The 16,873-nt window shown below is 70.3% G+C and carries 16 protein-coding genes; 10 read left to right on the plus strand and 6 right to left on the minus strand.

The window, feature by feature from the left end; translation table 11 throughout:
* Window positions 1-6: 6 nt before the first annotated feature.
* A complete protein-coding gene (locus ACZ4NB_RS18530; RefSeq protein ID WP_467662727.1) occupies window positions 7-1,707 on the plus strand; it encodes an acyl-CoA mutase large subunit family protein in 1,701 nt (566 codons plus the stop codon).
* A 61-nt stretch (window positions 1,708-1,768) separates the two neighbouring features.
* Here the strand turns inward: ACZ4NB_RS18530 and ACZ4NB_RS18535 are convergent, their stop codons facing one another.
* Window positions 1,769-2,317: a hypothetical protein gene (locus ACZ4NB_RS18535; RefSeq protein ID WP_467662730.1), complete on the minus strand. Its 549-nt coding sequence runs from the start codon at window positions 2,315-2,317 to the stop codon at window positions 1,769-1,771.
* Window positions 2,318-2,507: 190 nt separating this feature from the next.
* Between ACZ4NB_RS18535 and ACZ4NB_RS18540 the strand changes: the two genes are divergently transcribed.
* The 3 genes from ACZ4NB_RS18540 to ACZ4NB_RS18550 all read left to right on the plus strand — a co-directional run bounded on the left by ACZ4NB_RS18540 (window position 2,508) and on the right by ACZ4NB_RS18550 (window position 4,504).
* On the plus strand, window positions 2,508-2,846 hold the full coding sequence (locus tag ACZ4NB_RS18540) for a hypothetical protein (RefSeq protein ID WP_467662732.1): 339 nt from the start codon (window positions 2,508-2,510) through the stop codon (window positions 2,844-2,846).
* Between the two features lie 84 nt (window positions 2,847-2,930).
* Window positions 2,931-4,103 (plus strand): WXG100-like domain-containing protein, encoded by a 1,173-nt coding sequence (locus ACZ4NB_RS18545; RefSeq protein ID WP_467662734.1) that lies wholly within the window; start codon window positions 2,931-2,933, stop codon window positions 4,101-4,103.
* Window positions 4,104-4,138: 35 nt separating this feature from the next.
* The gene (locus ACZ4NB_RS18550; RefSeq protein ID WP_467662735.1) at window positions 4,139-4,504 is read left to right on the plus strand and encodes a hypothetical protein; all 366 of its coding nucleotides are present in this window, start codon (window positions 4,139-4,141) and stop codon (window positions 4,502-4,504) included.
* A 19-nt stretch (window positions 4,505-4,523) separates the two neighbouring features.
* Here ACZ4NB_RS18550 and ACZ4NB_RS18555 read toward each other — a convergent pair whose 3' ends face one another.
* On the minus strand, window positions 4,524-5,930 hold the full coding sequence (locus tag ACZ4NB_RS18555; RefSeq protein WP_467662737.1) for a sensor histidine kinase: 1,407 nt from the start codon (window positions 5,928-5,930) through the stop codon (window positions 4,524-4,526).
* The gene (locus ACZ4NB_RS18560; RefSeq protein ID WP_467662739.1) at window positions 5,927-6,655 is read right to left on the minus strand and encodes a response regulator transcription factor; all 729 of its coding nucleotides are present in this window, start codon (window positions 6,653-6,655) and stop codon (window positions 5,927-5,929) included. Before ACZ4NB_RS18560 ends, ACZ4NB_RS18555 begins: the two co-directional genes overlap by 4 nt.
* Window positions 6,656-6,718: 63 nt before the next feature.
* On the opposite strand from ACZ4NB_RS18560, the gene ACZ4NB_RS18565 reads away from it, so the two are divergent.
* Window positions 6,719-7,885 carry a UDP-N-acetylglucosamine--N-acetylmuramyl-(pentapeptide) pyrophosphoryl-undecaprenol N-acetylglucosamine transferase gene (locus tag ACZ4NB_RS18565; protein WP_467662740.1) on the plus strand — a complete coding sequence of 389 codons (1,167 nt, stop codon included), beginning with the start codon at window positions 6,719-6,721 and terminating at the stop codon, window positions 7,883-7,885.
* Complete coding sequence (locus ACZ4NB_RS18570; protein ID WP_467662742.1) at window positions 7,882-8,889, plus strand: GDP-mannose 4,6-dehydratase; 1,008 nt, start codon at window positions 7,882-7,884, stop codon at window positions 8,887-8,889. The genes ACZ4NB_RS18565 and ACZ4NB_RS18570 overlap by 4 nt, the downstream gene beginning before the upstream one ends.
* On the opposite strand, the gene ACZ4NB_RS18575 is transcribed toward ACZ4NB_RS18570, so the two are convergent.
* A complete protein-coding gene (locus ACZ4NB_RS18575; protein ID WP_467662744.1) occupies window positions 8,880-9,578 on the minus strand; it encodes a TetR/AcrR family transcriptional regulator in 699 nt (232 codons plus the stop codon). The genes ACZ4NB_RS18570 and ACZ4NB_RS18575 overlap by 10 nt on opposite strands.
* Window positions 9,579-9,846: 268 nt before the next feature.
* Between ACZ4NB_RS18575 and ACZ4NB_RS18580 the strand changes: the two genes are divergently transcribed.
* The 4 genes from ACZ4NB_RS18580 (at window position 9,847) to ACZ4NB_RS18595 (ending at window position 14,052) form a co-directional block, all read left to right on the plus strand.
* Window positions 9,847-10,818, plus strand: a complete 972-nt coding sequence (locus ACZ4NB_RS18580; protein WP_467662746.1) for a tetratricopeptide repeat protein — start codon at window positions 9,847-9,849, stop codon at window positions 10,816-10,818.
* Window positions 10,819-11,432: 614 nt separating this feature from the next.
* Window positions 11,433-12,050 carry a DUF6230 family protein gene (locus ACZ4NB_RS18585; RefSeq protein WP_393493186.1) on the plus strand — a complete coding sequence of 206 codons (618 nt, stop codon included), beginning with the start codon at window positions 11,433-11,435 and terminating at the stop codon, window positions 12,048-12,050.
* Between the two features lie 135 nt (window positions 12,051-12,185).
* Window positions 12,186-12,743: a DUF6114 domain-containing protein gene (locus ACZ4NB_RS18590; protein ID WP_467662748.1), complete on the plus strand. Its 558-nt coding sequence runs from the start codon at window positions 12,186-12,188 to the stop codon at window positions 12,741-12,743.
* On the plus strand, window positions 12,733-14,052 hold the full coding sequence (locus ACZ4NB_RS18595; RefSeq protein ID WP_467662750.1) for a hypothetical protein: 1,320 nt from the start codon (window positions 12,733-12,735) through the stop codon (window positions 14,050-14,052). The genes ACZ4NB_RS18590 and ACZ4NB_RS18595 overlap by 11 nt, the downstream gene beginning before the upstream one ends.
* A gap of 91 nt (window positions 14,053-14,143) precedes the next feature.
* Here the strand turns inward: ACZ4NB_RS18595 and pyk are convergent, their stop codons facing one another.
* On the minus strand, window positions 14,144-15,571 hold the full coding sequence (pyk, locus tag ACZ4NB_RS18600) for a pyruvate kinase (protein ID WP_467662752.1): 1,428 nt from the start codon (window positions 15,569-15,571) through the stop codon (window positions 14,144-14,146).
* A 60-nt stretch (window positions 15,572-15,631) separates the two neighbouring features.
* Window positions 15,632-16,843, minus strand: a complete 1,212-nt coding sequence (locus ACZ4NB_RS18605; protein ID WP_467662754.1) for an acetate kinase — start codon at window positions 16,841-16,843, stop codon at window positions 15,632-15,634.
* Window positions 16,844-16,873: the final 30 nt, after the last annotated feature.

Raw genomic sequence — 16,873 nt, forward strand, 5'->3', positions numbered from 1 at the left:
GAGGGTATGGACGCTGACGCGATCGATGAAGGCCGCCGTCGCTGGCAGGCTCGGTACGACGCTGCCCGGAAGCGGGACGCGGACTTCACCACGCTCTCGGGCGACCCCGTCGAGCCGGCGTACGGGCCCCGGCCCGGCGACACGGTCGAGGGGTTCGAGCGGATCGGCTGGCCGGGCGAGTACCCCTTCACACGGGGGCTGTACCCGACCGGCTACCGGGGGCGGACCTGGACGATCCGCCAGTTCGCCGGCTTCGGCAACGCCGAGCAGACCAACGAGCGCTACAAGATGATCCTCAAGGCGGGCGGGGGCGGCCTCTCCGTCGCCTTCGACATGCCGACCCTGATGGGCCGCGACTCCGACGACCCGCGTTCGCTGGGCGAGGTCGGGCACTGCGGCGTCGCCATCGACTCGGCGGCCGACATGGAGGTGCTCTTCAAGGACATCCCGCTGGGCGATGTCACGACCTCCATGACGATCTCCGGGCCGGCCGTGCCCGTCTTCTGCATGTACCTCGTGGCCGCCGAGCGGCAGGGCGTCGACCCGGCCGTCCTCAACGGCACGCTGCAGACGGACATCTTCAAGGAGTACATCGCGCAGAAGGAGTGGCTGTTCCAGCCGGAGCCGCATCTGCGGCTGATCGGCGATCTGATGGAGCACTGCGCGCGCGGCATTCCCGCGTACAAGCCGCTGTCGGTGTCCGGGTACCACATCCGCGAGGCCGGAGCCACGGCCGCGCAGGAGCTGGCCTACACCCTGGCGGACGGCTTCGGCTATGTGGAGCTGGGGCTCAGCCGCGGCCTGGACGTCAACACCTTCGCCCCCGGCCTGTCCTTCTTCTTCGACGCGCATGTCGACTTCTTCGAGGAGATCGCCAAGTTCCGGGCGGCCCGCAGGATCTGGGCCCGCTGGATGCGCGACGTCTACGGCGCGACCAGCGAGAAGGCGCAGTGGCTGCGGTTCCACACGCAGACGGCCGGTGTCTCGCTGACCGCTCAGCAGCCGTACAACAACGTGGTGCGGACCGCGGTCGAGGCGCTGGCGGCGGTGCTGGGCGGCACCAACTCGCTGCACACCAACGCCCTGGACGAAACCCTCGCCCTGCCCAGCGAGCAGGCCGCGGAGATCGCGCTGCGCACCCAGCAGGTCCTGATGGAGGAGACCGGCGTCGCCAACGTCGCCGACCCGCTGGGCGGTTCGTGGTTCGTCGAGCAGCTGACGGACCGCATCGAGGCGGACGCGGAGAAGATCTTCGAGCAGATAAGGGAACGCGGCGCGCGGACGGTGCCGGACGGGCAGCACCCGATCGGGCCGATGACCTCCGGCATTCTGCGGGGGATCGAGGACGGCTGGTTCACCGGCGAGATCGCCGAGTCGGCCTTCCGCTACCAGCAGGCGCTGGAGAAGGGCGACAAGCGGGTCGTCGGCGTCAACTGCCACCACGGTTCGGTCACCGGCGATCTGGAGATCCTCCGGGTCAGCCACGAGGTCGAACGCGAGCAGGTGCGGGTGCTCGCCGAGCGCAAGGCGGCCCGTGACGACGCCCGGGTCGAGACCGCGCTGAAGACGATGCTCACCGCGGCGCGGGACGGCGGCAACATGATCGAGCCGATGCTGGAGGCCGTACGGGCCGAGGCGACGCTGGGCGAGATCTGCGGGGTCCTGCGGGACGAGTGGGGGATCTATACGGAGCCGGCCGGGTTCTGACGCCGCTCAACTTCTCATGGGGGCGGGGCCGTCGCGCTGACGGCCCCGCCCTTTCCGTGTCTCAGCTGCCGGTGGTGAGGGCGAAGCCGAGGGCCGGGGCGACGACGATCATGCCGAAGAGGGCCGCCGCGGCGGTGCCGATCACGATCTTGCGGGTTCGGGTGCCGGCGGTTGCACGCCATGTCTCTCGCAACTTGCTGTGCGTTCCGCCGGTTTCACCGAACTTGGTGAGCCAGGAGAAGAGCAGATACGGGATGATGAGGAAAATTGCGAAGAAAGCGATGAAGAAGTCCTCTGTGACCTCCCCGCGGTTGGCGAGGGTGTAGGTCCCGGCGGACAGGATGCTGAGCACGATGCTGCCGTTGTGCCCCTGAGTCGCGAGCTTGACGCCCGGGTCGTACTCGGTGTCGAGGCTGCCCAAGGACGCCTGGTTGTCCACGACCTTCCCGTCGTCGGAGCGGAAGATCCCGTCGCACGTGTAATCGTGCTGGGCCGTGGAGCGGTGACTCGTGCTTTCGTGGCGGCATTCCTTGACTGTGAACGTTCCATGCGTGCCGGTGAGACCGGCTGCGGTCAGCCCTTTCATCGTCAAAACGCCGAAGGCCACCAAGGCTACAAGCAATCCCGCAAAGTAGGCACATAGAGTCCCAAACGATGGCCTGCCGGATGTTCGGGAGGAGCTGGGCATGACGGTTATTCCCTTTCCTGCTTACGGGCCGGGACCCCGGCCGTCGCGGACGTCGGCTACCGTACGGCATACGCTTTGATGGATTATTGGCAGCGGAGAGCAAGGGGGACCCGTGTCAGGCTCCGGGTACGACGTCGATCCGGCCGTCCTCAAGACGCAGGGCGGTGTCTTCAAGGACATTGGTGCCGATTTCAGTGCCGCCGCCAAGCAGTTGGCGGACACTCTTAAAGAAGCCCAAGAATGGGGCGACGATGATCTCCTCAAGATTTTCATGGACATCTACACGCCGGTGAGTGACGGTATTGCCGGGTCGATGCCCAGCCTCGGTAAAGGGCTCTCCGAGATCGGGGGCAACCTTGAGGCGATGGGTGCGCATTACGACACCACCGAACAGGATCAGCACGATCATCTCGCCAAGTACGCGGCGAGCCGTCCAAAATTCGCGAACTGACTGACGTCAAGTCGACTCGTCAACGCCACTCTATCTACGCCGCACACACGAACGAATATGCGCTTCCTGGGGGAGTGACTCACCGTGGCCACCATCATGCTTCCCGGCTCGGTCGACTGGGTGCTCGATCTGCTGGGCTTCCAATGGCCCAACATCGACGAGGACAAGATGCGCGAGGCGGCCGAAGCCTGGAGTAAATTCGCCGCCTCCTGCCGTCAGTCCCAGCAGCAGGGTGAGAGCGCTGCTCAGGCGGTGCACGGCGCCAACTCCGGTGAGGCGATCGAAGCATTCAACGACAAGTGGCGGAAGTTCTCGGGCGACGGCTACCTCGATGACGCCGCCGACGCCGCCGAGGCGCTCTCCTTCGTGCTCCAGGTGGTGGCCACGATCATCATGGTGATGAAGCTCGCGGTGATCGCCCAGCTCATCGCCCTGGCCATCGAGTTCGCCGCAGCCCAGGCCGCCGCACCCGTCACGCTCGGCGCCTCCGAGGCCGGGGCCGCCGCGGCCACGGCAACCACCAGGGTCATCGTCCGCCGGATCATCAGCGAGGCGAAAACGCAGATCTTGCAGGCCGTCAAGACGGCCCTTGAGAAGAAGGTCATGCGGGGGTGGGGCGAGATGGCCAAGGACCTGGCGCTGGACCTCGCGAAGGACGCAGGCAAAAAGCTCGCGGGGAACCTGGCCACGCAGGGGATCAAGAACCACTTCGGGGCACAGGACGGATTCAAAGCCGGGGACGCCCTTGAGGCCGTCGCCAAACCCGTCGTCGACAAGGGCAAAGATCTCGCCGGGATCGGCACCGGCGCGTACGAAGCGGCCAAGGGCGTCAAAAGTGTCGCCGAAGGCGACTTCGCCGAGGGCGGCAAGCAGATCTGGGAAGGCGAGAAGCAGGTAGCCAAGGGGGCCAGGGCTGCCTACGACATCACGCACAAGGACAAGACGGCCCCCGCCGAGGGTGACAACTCCTCGTCCGAGGGCGGCGACGGCGGCTCCTCCGAAGGCGGTTCCGACTCCTCGTCCACCTCCTCGTCCGAAGGCGGTACGAGTTCCTCGTCCTCCTCCTCGTCCGAAGGCGGCTCCAGTACCGCGTCCGGAGAGGGTTCCAGCGGCTCCGCTTCTTCCTCCGGTGGCGGCTCCGATGGCTCTTCATCGGCCTCCTCGGCAAGCGGTACGCGGCCCCGCCTCGCCGAAGGTGTCCACGACACCGAAGACGGCCAGGACGAGGCCGACCGCGTCCGCAACGCTTTTGGCTGACGTCGACCGGTACAGGCTGAGAGGAACCCCAACCCATGAACAGCAAGAACGACTTCACCGCTCCCGGCGAGCGGGACTACCCCGTTGAGGAGCGGGACCTCGCGGAGGAGCAGAACGAGCACCTCACCAAGTCCCTGCGGGCCGTCCGGAACAACCCGTCCGCGCCGCCCGCCCTCCAGGACCTCGCCCGCAAGATGCTCGGCGGTCGCCTGGAACTCAAGGACGTTCTCGACGACCCGTCAGGGTTCCGGGTTCTCAGCGACGGCATCTCCGGGATGCGGGAGAGCTGGCGGTCGATGTCGCCGCAGGACCGGCAGGCGGTGCGGGCGGACATCGAGGAGAAGGCCGAGCAGGCGGAGGCCGAGGGTGTCGGTGCCACGTACCGGCCCCGCGAGGCGTAACGGCGCTGCACCGTCGCCGTCAGGTGGCACCGGCCGGTACCCGCAGCCGGAACAGCGCCCCGCCCCCCGGCGCCTGCGCCGCGGTGAGCTCGGCGTTGTGGGCGCGGGCGATCTGGCGGGCCATGGCCAGCCCCAGGCCCGAGCCGGGCAGGGCGCGGGCCGACTCGGCGCGGTAGAAGCGGTCGAAGACATGGGGGAGGTCCTCGGCGGCGATGCCGGGTCCGTGGTCCCTGACGGTCAGCTCCAGCGCACCCGGTACGGCGGTGAGCGCGGTGTCCACCGGGCCGCCGGGCGGGGAGAACTTGGCGGCGTTGTCGAGGAGGTTGGACAGCAGCCGGGTCAGGCGGGCGGGCACGCCCGGGACGGCCACTTCGGAGGCGGCCGGTTCGATGCCGGCGGTGAAGGCGATCTCCGGCCAGTGCTCGCGGGCGGCGGCCACCGCGTGCTCCAGAAGGGCGGCCGGGCGCACCTGCTCGACCAGGGGCTGCGGCTCCTCGTCACGGGCCAGCTCGATCAGGTCGTTGACGAGGGTGGTGACCTCGCGCAGCTGACGGCCCAGGGCGGACGAGGCGCGGTCGCGCTGGGCGTCGGTCAAACGGTCGGCGCGGGCGAGGAGTTCGGCGTTGGTGCGCAGCGCGGTCAGCGGTGTGCGCAGCTCGTGGGAGGCGTCGGCGACCAGCCGGCGCTGGGCGGCGACGGACTGCTCCAGCTCGCCGAGCATGGTGTTGAAGCTCGCCGCGAGGCGGGTGATCTCGTCCCCGCGGTCGGGCGGGCCGGCCGGGATGTCGATGCGGTGGCGGGCGTCGCGGGTGCTGGCGATGCGCTCCGCGGTGGCGGTGAGGCGGGCGACCGGGGCCAGCCCCGTACGGGAGACCCAGTAGCCCAGCGCGGCGGCCAGCAGCACGCCGGCGCCGCCGACCGCGAACAGCGCCCAGGCGGCGTGCCGTACGCCGCGCTCGACGGTGTCGGAGCGCAGGGCCACCTGGAGGGCCTCCGGCCGTCCCGGGCGCTTGGTGGTGTACATCCGGACCGGCTGTCCCTGGACCGTCAGCTCCTTGTAGTACGCGGTGCGCCGGCCGGCCGCGACCTCGCGGGTGGCGTCGTCGACCGGGAGGTAGCGGTACGGCGCGCGCGGGTCCCGGGCGGGGTCGGCGGGGACGATCTGGACGCAGGGGACGGCCTGGTACCGGCATGACGCGTCGCTGACGGTCGGGCCCCAGCCGCGGGTCTGCTGGATGCGGTCGGTGGCCGTCTGGGCGAGGTTGAGTTCGAGCTGGCGGGTCATCTGGTAGTGGATGATGGCGAACGCGGCGGCGCAGACGCCGACGGCCACCAGCGCGACCGCGGCGGTGGCGGCCAGCGCGAGGCGGGTGCGCAGCGGGCGCCGTCGTTGCCATCTGGCGCCCAGGCCGCGGGTGCCGGTCACCGGTCCTCCGCGTGGCCCAGGCGGTAGCCGATGCCGTGCACGGTGTGGACCAGCCGCGGCTCGCCGGCCGCCTCCAGCTTGCGGCGCAGATAACCGATGTACACGGCCAGGGAGTTGGAGTCCGGCCCGAAGTCGCGGCCCCAGACCCGCTCCAGGATCGTCTCGCGCGGCAGCACCTGGCCCGGGTGCAGCAGCAGCAGTTCCAGCAGCGCCCATTCGGTGCGGCTGAACTCCAGGGGGCGGCCCGCCCGGTGGCCGCTGCGGGTCACCGGGTCGACGACCAGGTCGTCGAAGGCGAGCCGGGTGTCCTCGACCGCGCTGAGCGAGGCGCGGCGCAGCAGCGCCCGGACCCGGGCCACCAACTCGTCCAGTGCGAACGGTTTGACGAGGTAGTCGTCGGCGCCCGCGTCGAGCCCGTCGACCCGGTCGCTGACCGAGTCCAGGGCGGTCAGGACGAGGATGGGCGTTCGGTCGTCGAGCGCGCGCAGCCGGCGGCAGACGGCCAGGCCGTCCAGGACCGGCATCATCACGTCCAGCACGAGGGCGTCCGGCTGCCAGGCCGCGACCTCGGAGAGGGCGGCCAGGCCGTCGGCGGCGCCGCGTACCGCATAGCCCTCCACGGCGAGGCCGTCCGTCACGGCGGCGCGCACCTCCGGTTCGTCGTCGACGACCAGGATCTTGGCGGCCGGGGCGTTCGCGGGCGGCGGGGGCGGGGGCAAAGGCATGGACATAGGCTGCCAAACACCTCTCTTAGAACGTTCTTAGGGCGCGTCGCGAGCGTGGCGGCCATGCGCACACCACTCTCGGTCGTGATCGGTGCGGGCGGCACCGGCGGCCATATCTATCCCGGCCTCGCCCTCGCCGACGCACTCCGCCGGGCTGTCCCCGATGCGGTGATCTCCTTCGTCGGCACCGAACGCGGGCTGGAGACGCGGCTGATCCCGCAGGCCGGGTACCGGCTGCACACCGTCGACATGATTCCCTTCGACCCCTCGCTCGGTGCCCGACGCTATCTGCTGCCGGCCGCGCTCCTTAAGTCGGGCGCCCAGTGCCGGGCGATCCTCAAGGAGCAGAAAGCCCAGGTCGCGGTCGGTATGGGCGGCTATCCGAGCGCCCCGGTGATCGTCGGGGCGCGGCTGGCGGGGCTGCCGAGCCTGATCCACGAGTCCAACGCGGTGCCCGGCCGGGCCAACAAGTTCGCCGCCCGGCTCACCCCGCACCTCGCCCTCGCCTTCGACCGCAGCCGCCCCCATCTGGCCGGCGGCGAGGGAGCCGAGACGGTGGGGATGCCGCTGGTCGGACCGCTGGCCACGCTGGACCGCACGGCGCTGCGGCCGGCCGCCCGGCGGGCCCTGGGCGTCCCGGGCGCGGCGCGGCTGCTGCTGGTCAACGGCGGGAGCCTGGGCGCGGCCCGGCTGACCGAGGCGGCGGTGGGGCTGGCCGCCCGCTACCGGTCGCGCACCGACCTGCGGCTGCTGATCAAGACCGGGCCGGCGGCCCTGGAGGAGACCAGGGCCCTGCTGGCGGCCAACGGAGGCGATGCGGTCGCCGAGGCCGTGCCGTACCTGGACCGGATGGACCTGGCGTACGCGGCCGCCGACCTCGTGGTCTGCCGGGCCGGTTCGGCGACCGTCGCCGAGCTGGCCACGATCGGGATGCCGGCCGTCCTCGTGCCCTATCCGCACGCACCGGGCGACCACCAGACCCATAACGCGCGGGTGCTCTCCGACGCCGGGGCGGCGCTGCTGCTGCCCGACCCGCAGACCTCGGCCGAGCGGCTGGACGCGCTGGTCACCCCGCTCCTCGACGACCCCGGCCGGCTCGCCGCGATGGGCGCGGCCGCCGACCCCGGCACCCATGCCCGGGCCGCCGATCTGCTCGCCGCCAAGGCGCTGGCCCTGGCCGGGCACCCCCACACACCCCAACTGAAGCCCAACCTGAAGGAGTCAGCATGAGCAGCAGCCGTACACAGCAGTGGGCGGGCCGCACGGTCCTGGTCACCGGGGCCGAGGGGTTCATCGGGTCGACCCTGGTCGACCTGCTCGTCGAGGCGGGCGCCGACGTACGCGCCCTGGTGCACTACAAGCCGTACGCGGAGAAGGGCAGTCTGGCGCGCTATCTGACGCCGGGCAGCCCGGTCGAGATGATCGCGGGGGACGTCCGGGACGCGGGCCGGGTCATGGACGCGGTCGCGGGCTGCGACACCGTCTTCCATCTGGCCGCGCTGATCGGCATCCCGTACAGCTACGACTCACCGGGCGCCTATGTGCAGACGAACGTGGTGGGTACCGAGAACGTCGCGGAGTCCTGCCGGCGGCACGCCGTGCGGCGGCTGGTGCACACCTCCACCAGCGAGGTCTACGGCACCGCGCTGACCGCGCCGATCGGCGAGGACCACCCGCTGCAGCCGCAGTCGCCGTACTCCGCCTCGAAGATCGGCGCGGACATGATGGCGCTGTCGCACTGGCACGCCTTCGAGCTGCCGGTGACGGTGGTGCGGCCCTTCAACACCTACGGGCCCCGGCAGTCCGCCCGTGCGGTGATCCCCACCATCCTGGCCCAACTCCACGCCGGTGCCCGGCAGATCAAGCTGGGGTCGCTGACCCCGACCCGGGACTTCACCTACGTCACCGACACCGCGGCCGGGTTCCTGGCGATGGCGGACTGCGACCGGGCGCTGGGACAGGTCGTCAACCTCGGTAGCGGGCGGGAGATATCGATCGGGGCGCTCGCCGAGGCGCTGATCGCGGCCTCGGGCCGGGAGGCGGAGGTCGTCGTCGATCCGGCCCGGCTGCGGCCCTCGGGCAGTGAGGTCGAGCGGTTGCTTTCGGACAATTCCCGGGCGCGGCAGTGGGCTTCGTGGCAGCCGGAGGTCTCCCTGGCGGACGGCCTGAAGCGGACCTCGGAGTGGGTCGCGGAGCATCTGCACCTGTTCGCCGCGGACCGCTATCAGGTGTGACCCCCGGGCCCGGGTACCGCGGTGTCCGGGCCCCCACCGGGGTCCCCCAGCCCCGCCAGACCGCCGAGGAAGAGCGCGGTGAAGTCGCGCCCCCACTCCGCGTCCACGGGTTCGCCGCTGACCAGGGTGCGGTGCACGACGGCGCCGGCGATCACATCGAAGATCAGGTCCATGTTGCGGGCGGCCGCCCGGGCACCGTCCTCGCCGGGGGTGTCCGGCGGCAGCTCGCCGCGGTCCTGCGCCCGTGCCCTCCCCAGCAGCACCAGCCGCTTCTGGCGGTCGACGATCGCCGAGCGGATCCGTTCGCGCAGCGCCTCGTCGGTGGTGGACTCGGCGACCACGGCCATCAGCGCCGTCTTGGTCTCGGGCCGCGCGAGCAGCGCGCCGAACTGGAGCACCACACCCTCGATGTCGGCCCGCAGGGAGCCCCGGTCGGGGAGTTCGAGTTCGTCGAAGAGGACCGCCACCGCGTCCACGACCAGCTCGTTCTTGTTGGCCCAGCGCCGGTAGAGGGTGGTCTTGGCGACGCCGGCGCGGGCCGCCACATCGCTCATGGTCAGCCGCCCCCAGCCCAGGTCGACGAGCGCGGCGCGGGTGGCGCGGAGGATCGCGTGATCGGTCTCGGCGCTGCGCGGGCGGCCCGTGCGGCCCTTCCGGGGGCTGGCGGAGTCGTGCATGCGGGCGACCATACCGGCCGGTAGTCGAGCCGGCGGCCGTGAGGGAGATCACCCCGCGCGGCGCGGGGCCCGGTGTCGCGCGGGGGCGGCGGCGAGTTACGCTACGACCCGTAGCGTAAGAGTGATGACCACACTGGCCGTGGGTGGGGACCCATGGCCGCACACCCCGGCCCCGCTCAGGCCGATCGCAGTACCGAACACCACACATACCGCGTCACCGGCCGCATCGCTTTTCCGGATCGCTTTTCGGAACGGACCGCCCAGGGGGGAGGATGGACCCATGCAGCCACGCAATATGTCCATGAGTGGAGTCGTCGACCTCGCAGCGGTGAAGGCGGCGGGCGAAGCGAAGCAGAAGGCGGAGCAGGCCCGCGCCGAGGCCGCCCGCACGGGTCAGGCGCCGGCGAGCGGTGCCCGCCTGGTGTTCGACGTCGACGAGGCAGGGTTCCAGCAGGACGTCCTGCAGCGCTCCACCGAGGTCCCGGTCGTCATCGATTTCTGGGCCGAGTGGTGCGAGCCGTGCAAGCAGCTGGGTCCGCTGCTGGAGCGTCTCGCGGGGGAGTACGCCGGCAGGTTCGTGCTGGCCAAGATCGACGTCGACAGCAATCAGATGCTGTTCCAGCAGTTCGGGGTGCAGGGCATCCCGGCGGTCTTCGCGGTGGTCGCCGGTCAGCCGATCCCGCTGTTCCAGGGCGCGGCCCCGGAGGCGCAGATCCGGCAGGTCCTCGACCAGTTGGTGCAGGCCGCCGAGCAGCAGTTCGGCATCGTCGGGGCGCCGGTCTCCGCGGAGGGCGCGGACGAGCCGGCGGCGGCCGAGGCGCCGGTGCCGGCCGGTCCGTACGACGCGCTGCTGGAGGCCGCGAGCCAGGCGCTGGACGGCGGCGATCTGGGCGGTGCCATCCAGGCGTACAAGAACGTCCTCGCCGACGACCCGGCCAACCCGGAGGCCAAGCTCGGCCTCGCGCAGGCCGAACTCCTGCGCCGGGTGCAGGATCTCGATCCGCAGGCGGTGCGCAAGGAGGCCGCGGAGCACCCGGCCGACGTTCCGGCGCAGATCCGGGCCGCGGATCTGGACCTGGTCGGCGGCCATGTCGAGGACGCCTTCGGGCGGCTGATCGACGCGGTGAAGCGGACGGCCGGCGACGACCGGGACGCCGCCCGCGTGCGGCTTCTGGAGCTGTTCGAGGTGATCGGGGCCGAGGATCCGCGGGTGACGGCGGCGCGTACGGCGCTTGCCCGGGTGCTGTTCTGACCCGCTGTTGTACCGGGCGTCCGCTTCTGACCAGTACGGGCGCCACGAGTTGACCAAACAAACGAAGCAGCGGCCACGTTTTGCCAAAACTTGGTAAACGTGGCCGCTGTTACTTGGAGTAAGACTCACCCACCCCCTTGCGGCAATTTGTCTGCAATTGCCGCGTGTCTGTGCGCGATGAGCGACGACCCTGCGTACCTGGCCGATCCCGGTCCGTCGAACGTTGGTTATCAGGCCGTTACCCGCAAGTAACGAGCCTCTTGTGTCGAGAGCGTGAATGGACCACGATCGGCGACGCTCGGTCCATTCCCGCAGCCCGGCATCCGGTCGGCGCAGCGGGGCACTTGGGTCCCCACCGAGTGGCCGGCGGCAAGTGGCGCCGGCCTTGGACAGGGGGGTCTCTGCCCCATTCGGCAGGGCCTGTCCAGAGAGGTTGCGCGAGAGCGTGGCCAGTGGTTGTCGCTCGGGGGTGATCGCCGGTATTCGGAACACGATGTGCCTCCGAGAACGGGCGCTCTCCTTCCCGAGGACGTAGCACTTCTCCCATCCCAGGTACCGCCGTCCGTCCTACGACGGCCGGTACCGGAGATGTACGTCCGAGAAGGAGGAAAGTCATGGAGTCCCTGGCTCGTGGCGGGACCAGATGGAAGCGGTTCGCCGTTGTCATGGTGCCGAGCGTGGCGGCGACCGCCGCGATCGGCGTCGCCCTCTCGCAGGGTGCGCTCGCGGCGTCGTTCAGCGTGTCCGGCCAGCAGTTCAAGGTCGCTACCGACCGGCTGGACGGCACCGGCTTCGTTCAGTACGGAGCGATCGACGCCCAAAAGGGCGGTAAGCAGATCCCGGTGGCGGTTTCGGGATTCTCCAACGCCAAGATCAGGAACCTGTGCCAGTCGGTAGTGGTGCCGGTCCCGGTCTTCGGCGATGTGTCGATGAAGCTGTCGGCCGGTGGCGACGGCACGCCCGTCGAGGCGAAGAACCTCTACATCGACCTCGACCAGCTGGACGCGGACGCGACCTTCAACAACATCGACATCGGTGTTGCTGCGGGCTCGACGACCAAGGGTCCGGGCATGCACAAGGGCGACAAGGCCGACCCGGGCTCGTTCGCCCAGCAGGCCGACTCGGCCACGCTGACCCACGTCAAGCAGACGGCGTGGGCCACGACGGCCGGCACGTTCAAGCTCAGCGGCCTGAAGATGAGCGTCGCCAAGGGCAAGAGCGAGTGCTTCTGACGCACTGAGTGTACGGGTGTGGGGGCTTTGCCCGCGGTGCCACCAGCCGTTCCCCGCACCCGTACGCCGGGTAGCGCCAAGCACGAAACTCCAGCTCAGAACCACCGATTTGCCAGTCCCGAGGAGCTGTACGACATGAGCGCCGAAACGCGACCACGGCTGATCGAGGGCATCGGCCGGAAGCGGACTTCGTTCCGGGAGTGGCGCGGACAACGCCCGTTCTGGGGCGGATTGCTGACACTGCTGGCCGGTATCCCGATCATGTACATCCCTTACGCGAACCTCACGATCGGTTCCCTGACCGTCCGCATGGCGACCACCGCCGGTGCCGGCTCGCTGATCATCGGCGTGCTGCTGGTCGTGCTCGGTCTGACCATGTGGTTCCAGCCGGCCTCGCGGGTCTTCGCGGGTGTGGCGGGGATCCTGCTCTCCCTGGTCTCCCTGGTCGTCTCGAACTTCGGCGCCTTTTTGGTCGGCTTCCTGCTGGGGCTGATCGGTGGTGCGCTGGGTGTCGCCTGGGCGCCGGGCCAGGCCGAACGGAGCGGCGACGACGCCGGCGAGGAGCCGGCCCGCACCGTCGCCGGACCGGTGGTCGCCACCAACCCCGCGCCGGCCGGACCCGGGTTGGGCAACGGACTGGACGACCTGTCAGGAACGAGCCCGACCAACGACGGGAGGCACCGTGCCGGGTGACGAGCTGCATGAGGAGAGCGCAGCCGCCGGGGCGACGAAGATCCCGCGCCGTTCAGGCGCGGGGAACGGGCCGAGGCACGCGGCGCCCAAGAGGCCGCTGCTGACCCGGCTGCACGTGCCCGCGGGCAAGGCGATAGCCATCGCCGCCATGCCGTCCGCCGTGCTCATGGGGATGGGGCTGACGCCCCAGATGGCGATCGCCAAGCCGACGCCGCCCCAGAGCCCGTTCAAGGACGGCCCCTGCGTCACCGCCCCGGACAAGGTGGAGGGCCAGGACGCCAAGTCCAAGGACGCGGCGAAGGACGACAAGGCCACCGCCCAGCCGTCCGCCACGCCCTCGGCCAAGCCCTCGCCCTCGCCCTCCGCGGACAAGGAAACGGACCAGGCCCCCGAGCCCGCGCCGTCCTCCTCCGCCAGGACCGACGAGCCGTCGAGTTCCGCGACGCCGTCGCCCTCGTCCTCGGCCTCCGAGGACAAGAAGGACGACGGGGGCCTGCTGGGCGGCATCGGCGATGCGCTCGGCGGTCTCCTGGGCGGCGACAAGTCCGAGGACTCCAGCGCTTCGTCGACCCCCTCGCCGTCCGCGTCCGCATCGGAGTCCAAGACTCCGGAGCCGGCGGACACCGCGGCCAAGGACTCCGTGGCCGACAAGGTCACCGAGCCGGTCACCAAGACCCTCGACGGGGTCAAGGACGGTGCCGACAAGGTCACCGAGCCCGTCGAGGGCGGATCGAAGACGGTCAACGACACCGTCCACGGCGCGGTGGGCGCGGCGGACAACGCCCTGCCCGGCGGCGGTGTGGACGGCAAGGACGCCGACGGCAAGAAGGCGTTCCCCTGCGTCGTCGAGAACAAGCAGAAGGGCAAGGACGAGCAGACGCCCGCCACCCTGCCCGACAACCCCTGGCACCTGGAGTCCAGCGGCCTGACCCTGCGCGGTCTGGACTACGTGGGCGTCGTCAACGTCACGACGCAGGGCGGCCGTACCAAGCAGGCCCTGAAGTTCACCGCCGACAGCATCGACATCGGCGATCTCCACCAGATCGTCGACGACCCGTCGTCCGGGAAGAAGTACCACGTCCGGTCGACGCCGGGGTCCACGTCGACCATCCGCGGCGGCAAGGTGACGCTCTACACCGAGCGGCTCCAGGGCAATCTCTTCGGTCTGATCCCGATCGTGTTCGACCCCGAGCACCCGCCGCCGCTCAATGTCCCGTTCGCCTATTTCTCCAAGGTGAAGCTGGACCAGGCGGGCCAGTTCGGCGGCAATCTCCATGTCCCCGGTATGCATGTGACCATCGAGGACTGACCCGGCCGAAAGCCTTCCGGGAGCCGCGGAAAACGGCGGTGGGGCGCCCCCTCAAGGGGGCGGCCCACCGCCGCTTTCGCTGCCGGGCGCGTCAGGCGCGCCGGCCGCCCAGGTGGTGCACCCGGACCATGTTGGTGGTGCCGGGCACGCCGGGGGGCGAGCCGGCGGTGATCAGCATGGTGTCGCCCTCGCTGTAGCGCTTGAGCTTGAGCAGCTCGGCGTCCACCAGGTCGACCATCGCGTCGGTGTTGTCGACGTGCGGGACGAGGAAGGCGTCCACGCCCCAGCTCAGCGTGAGCTGGTTGCGGGTGGTGACGTCGGTGGTGAAGGCCAGGATCGGCTGGGCCGCGCGGTAGCGGGAGAGCCGGCGGGCGGTGTCACCGGACTTGGTGAAGGCCACCAGCGCCTTGCCGTCCAGGAAGTCGGCCATCTCGCAGGCCGCGCGGGCCACCGCGCCGCCCTGCGTACGCGGCTTCTTGCCGGGCACCAGCGGCTGCAGGCCCTTGGAGAGCAGCTCCTGCTCGGCCGCCTCGACGATCTTCGACATCGTCTTGACGGTCTCGATCGGGTACTGGCCGACCGACGACTCCGCGGAGAGCATCACCGCGTCGGCGCCGTCGAGGATGGCGTTGGCGACGTCGGATGCCTCGGCGCGGGTCGGCCGGGAGTTGGTGATCATCGACTCCATCATCTGGGTCGCGACGATCACCGGCTTGGCGTTCCGGCGGCACATCTCCACCAGGCGCTTCTGCACCATCGGGACCTTCTCCAGCGGGTACTCCACCGCCAGGTCGCCGCGGGCGACCATGACCGCGTCGAAGGCCATCACGACCTCCTGCATGTTGGCCACCGCCTGCGGCTTCTCCACCTTGGCGATGACCGGGACCCGCCGGCCCACCTCGTCCATGACGCGGTGCACGTCCTGGACGTCCTTGGCGTCGCGGACGAAGGACAGCGCGACCATGTCGCAGCCCATCTTCAGGGCGAACTTCAGGTCCTCGATGTCCTTCTCGGACAGCGCGGGGACGTTCACCGCGGCGCCGGGCAGGTTGATGCCCTTGTGGTCGGAGATGACCCCGCCCTCGAAGACGATGGTGCGCACCCGCGGGCCGTCGACCTCGACGACCTGGAGCGCGACGTTGCCGTCGTTGATCAGGACCGGGTCGCCCTTGGAGACGTCGCCGGGCAGGCCCTTGTACGTCGTACCGCAGATGGTCTTGTCGCCGGGCACGTCCTCGGTGGTGATGACGAACTCGTCGCCGCGCACCAGCTCCACGGGGCCGTCGGCGAAGGTCTCCAGGCGGATCTTGGGTCCCTGCAGGTCGGCCAGGACGCCGACGGCGCGACCGGTCTCCTCGGATGCCTTGCGGAGGCGGTGGTACCGCTCCTCGTGCTCCGGCTGGGTCCCGTGGCTCATGTTGAATCGGGCCACGTTCATGCCGGCCTCGATCAGCGTCTTCAGCTGGTCGTAGGAGTCGACGGCGGGGCCCAGGGTGCAGACGATTTTGGAACGGCGCATGGCGGAATCCTATCGGTTTGTTTCAGAGCGGAATATTCCGGTAGGTGGAAACACCAATGTCTAGGCGTTGACCAGGGCGTATGTCTGCTGGGCGATCTCCAGTTCCTCATCGGTGGGCACGACGGCGACCGCGACCCGGGCGTACTCCGGCGAGATCAGCCGCGGCTCGCCGGACCGTACGGCGTTCAGCGAGGCGTCCACGGCCATGCCCATTTCCTCCAGTCCGGCGATGGCGGCCTCCCGCACCGGGGCGGCGTTCTCCCCGACACCGGCGGTGAAGGCCACCGCGTCGACCCGGCCGAGCACCGCGCTGTAGGCGCCGATGTACTTCTTCAGCCGGTGGATGTAGATGTCGAAGGCGAGCCGGGCCCGCTCGTCGCCCTCGTCGATCCGGCGCCGGATCTCGCGCATGTCGTTGTCGCCGCACAGCCCGATCAGCCCGCTCTTCTTGTTGAGCAGTACGTCGACGTCGTCCTCCGACATCCCCGCCACCCGCTTGAGGTGGAAGGTCACCGCCGGGTCGATGTCACCGGAGCGGGTGCCCATGACCAGGCCCTCCAGCGGGGTCAGCCCCATCGAGGTGTCCACGCAGCGGCCGCCGGCGACCGCCGAGGCGGACGCGCCGTTGCCCAGGTGCAGCACGATGACGTTGACCTCGGCGGGGTCCTTGCCCAGCAGCTCGGCGGTCTTGCGGGAGACGTACGCGTGCGAGGTGCCGTGGAAGCCGTAGCGGCGGATGCGGTGCGCGTCGGCGGTCTCCACGTCGATGGCGTAGCGGGCCGCGTACTCCGGCATCGTGGTGTGGAAGGCGGTGTCGAAGACCGCCACCTGCGGCAGGTCGGGGCGCAGCGCCTGGGCCGTCCTGATGCCGGTGATGTTCGCCGGGTTGTGCAGCGGCGCGACCGGCACCAGCCGCTCGATCTCCGCCAGCACCGCGCCGTCGATCACGGTCGGCGCGGTGAACTTCAGCCCGCCGTGCACCACCCGGTGCCCGATCGCGGCCAGCTCCGGGGAGTCGAGCCCCAGTCCGTCGGCGGCCAGCTCCGCGGAGACGGCCTTCAGCGCGGCCGTGTGGTCGGCTATCGCGCCCTCGGTCTCGCGCCGCTCGCCGCCGGTGGCCAGCGGGGTGTGGGCCAGGCGCGAGGACTCCTCACCGATCCGCTCGACCAGGCCGACGGCCAGCCGGGTGCCGGCCTGCATGTCGAGCAGCTGGTACTTCAGCGACGAGGAGCCGGAGTTGAGGACGAGGACGCGGGTGGCGTTGGCAGTCATGTAGCGCTTTCCGGTGGGGTGGGGGGAGGA

This window comes from Streptomyces sp. NPDC026575, from assembly GCF_055567415.1.

Excerpts from the sequence above, each read along its gene's own strand:
- ACZ4NB_RS18530 (WP_467662727.1), top strand. The coding sequence starts at position 7 with ATGGACGCTGACGCGATCGATGAAGGCCGCCGTCGCTGGCAGGCTCGG.
- ACZ4NB_RS18550 (WP_467662735.1), top strand. The coding sequence starts at position 4,139 with ATGAACAGCAAGAACGACTTCACCGCTCCCGGCGAGCGGGACTACCCC.
- ACZ4NB_RS18560 (WP_467662739.1), bottom strand. The coding sequence starts at position 6,655 with ATGCCTTTGCCCCCGCCCCCGCCGCCCGCGAACGCCCCGGCCGCCAAG.
- ACZ4NB_RS18565 (WP_467662740.1), top strand. The coding sequence starts at position 6,719 with ATGCGCACACCACTCTCGGTCGTGATCGGTGCGGGCGGCACCGGCGGC.
- ACZ4NB_RS18570 (WP_467662742.1), top strand. The coding sequence starts at position 7,882 with ATGAGCAGCAGCCGTACACAGCAGTGGGCGGGCCGCACGGTCCTGGTC.
- ACZ4NB_RS18575 (WP_467662744.1), bottom strand. The coding sequence starts at position 9,578 with ATGGTCGCCCGCATGCACGACTCCGCCAGCCCCCGGAAGGGCCGCACG.
- ACZ4NB_RS18580 (WP_467662746.1), top strand. The coding sequence starts at position 9,847 with ATGCAGCCACGCAATATGTCCATGAGTGGAGTCGTCGACCTCGCAGCG.
- ACZ4NB_RS18585 (WP_393493186.1), top strand. The coding sequence starts at position 11,433 with ATGGAGTCCCTGGCTCGTGGCGGGACCAGATGGAAGCGGTTCGCCGTT.
- ACZ4NB_RS18590 (WP_467662748.1), top strand. The coding sequence starts at position 12,186 with ATGAGCGCCGAAACGCGACCACGGCTGATCGAGGGCATCGGCCGGAAG.
- pyk (WP_467662752.1), bottom strand. The coding sequence starts at position 15,571 with ATGCGCCGTTCCAAAATCGTCTGCACCCTGGGCCCCGCCGTCGACTCC.
- ACZ4NB_RS18605 (WP_467662754.1), bottom strand. The coding sequence starts at position 16,843 with ATGACTGCCAACGCCACCCGCGTCCTCGTCCTCAACTCCGGCTCCTCG.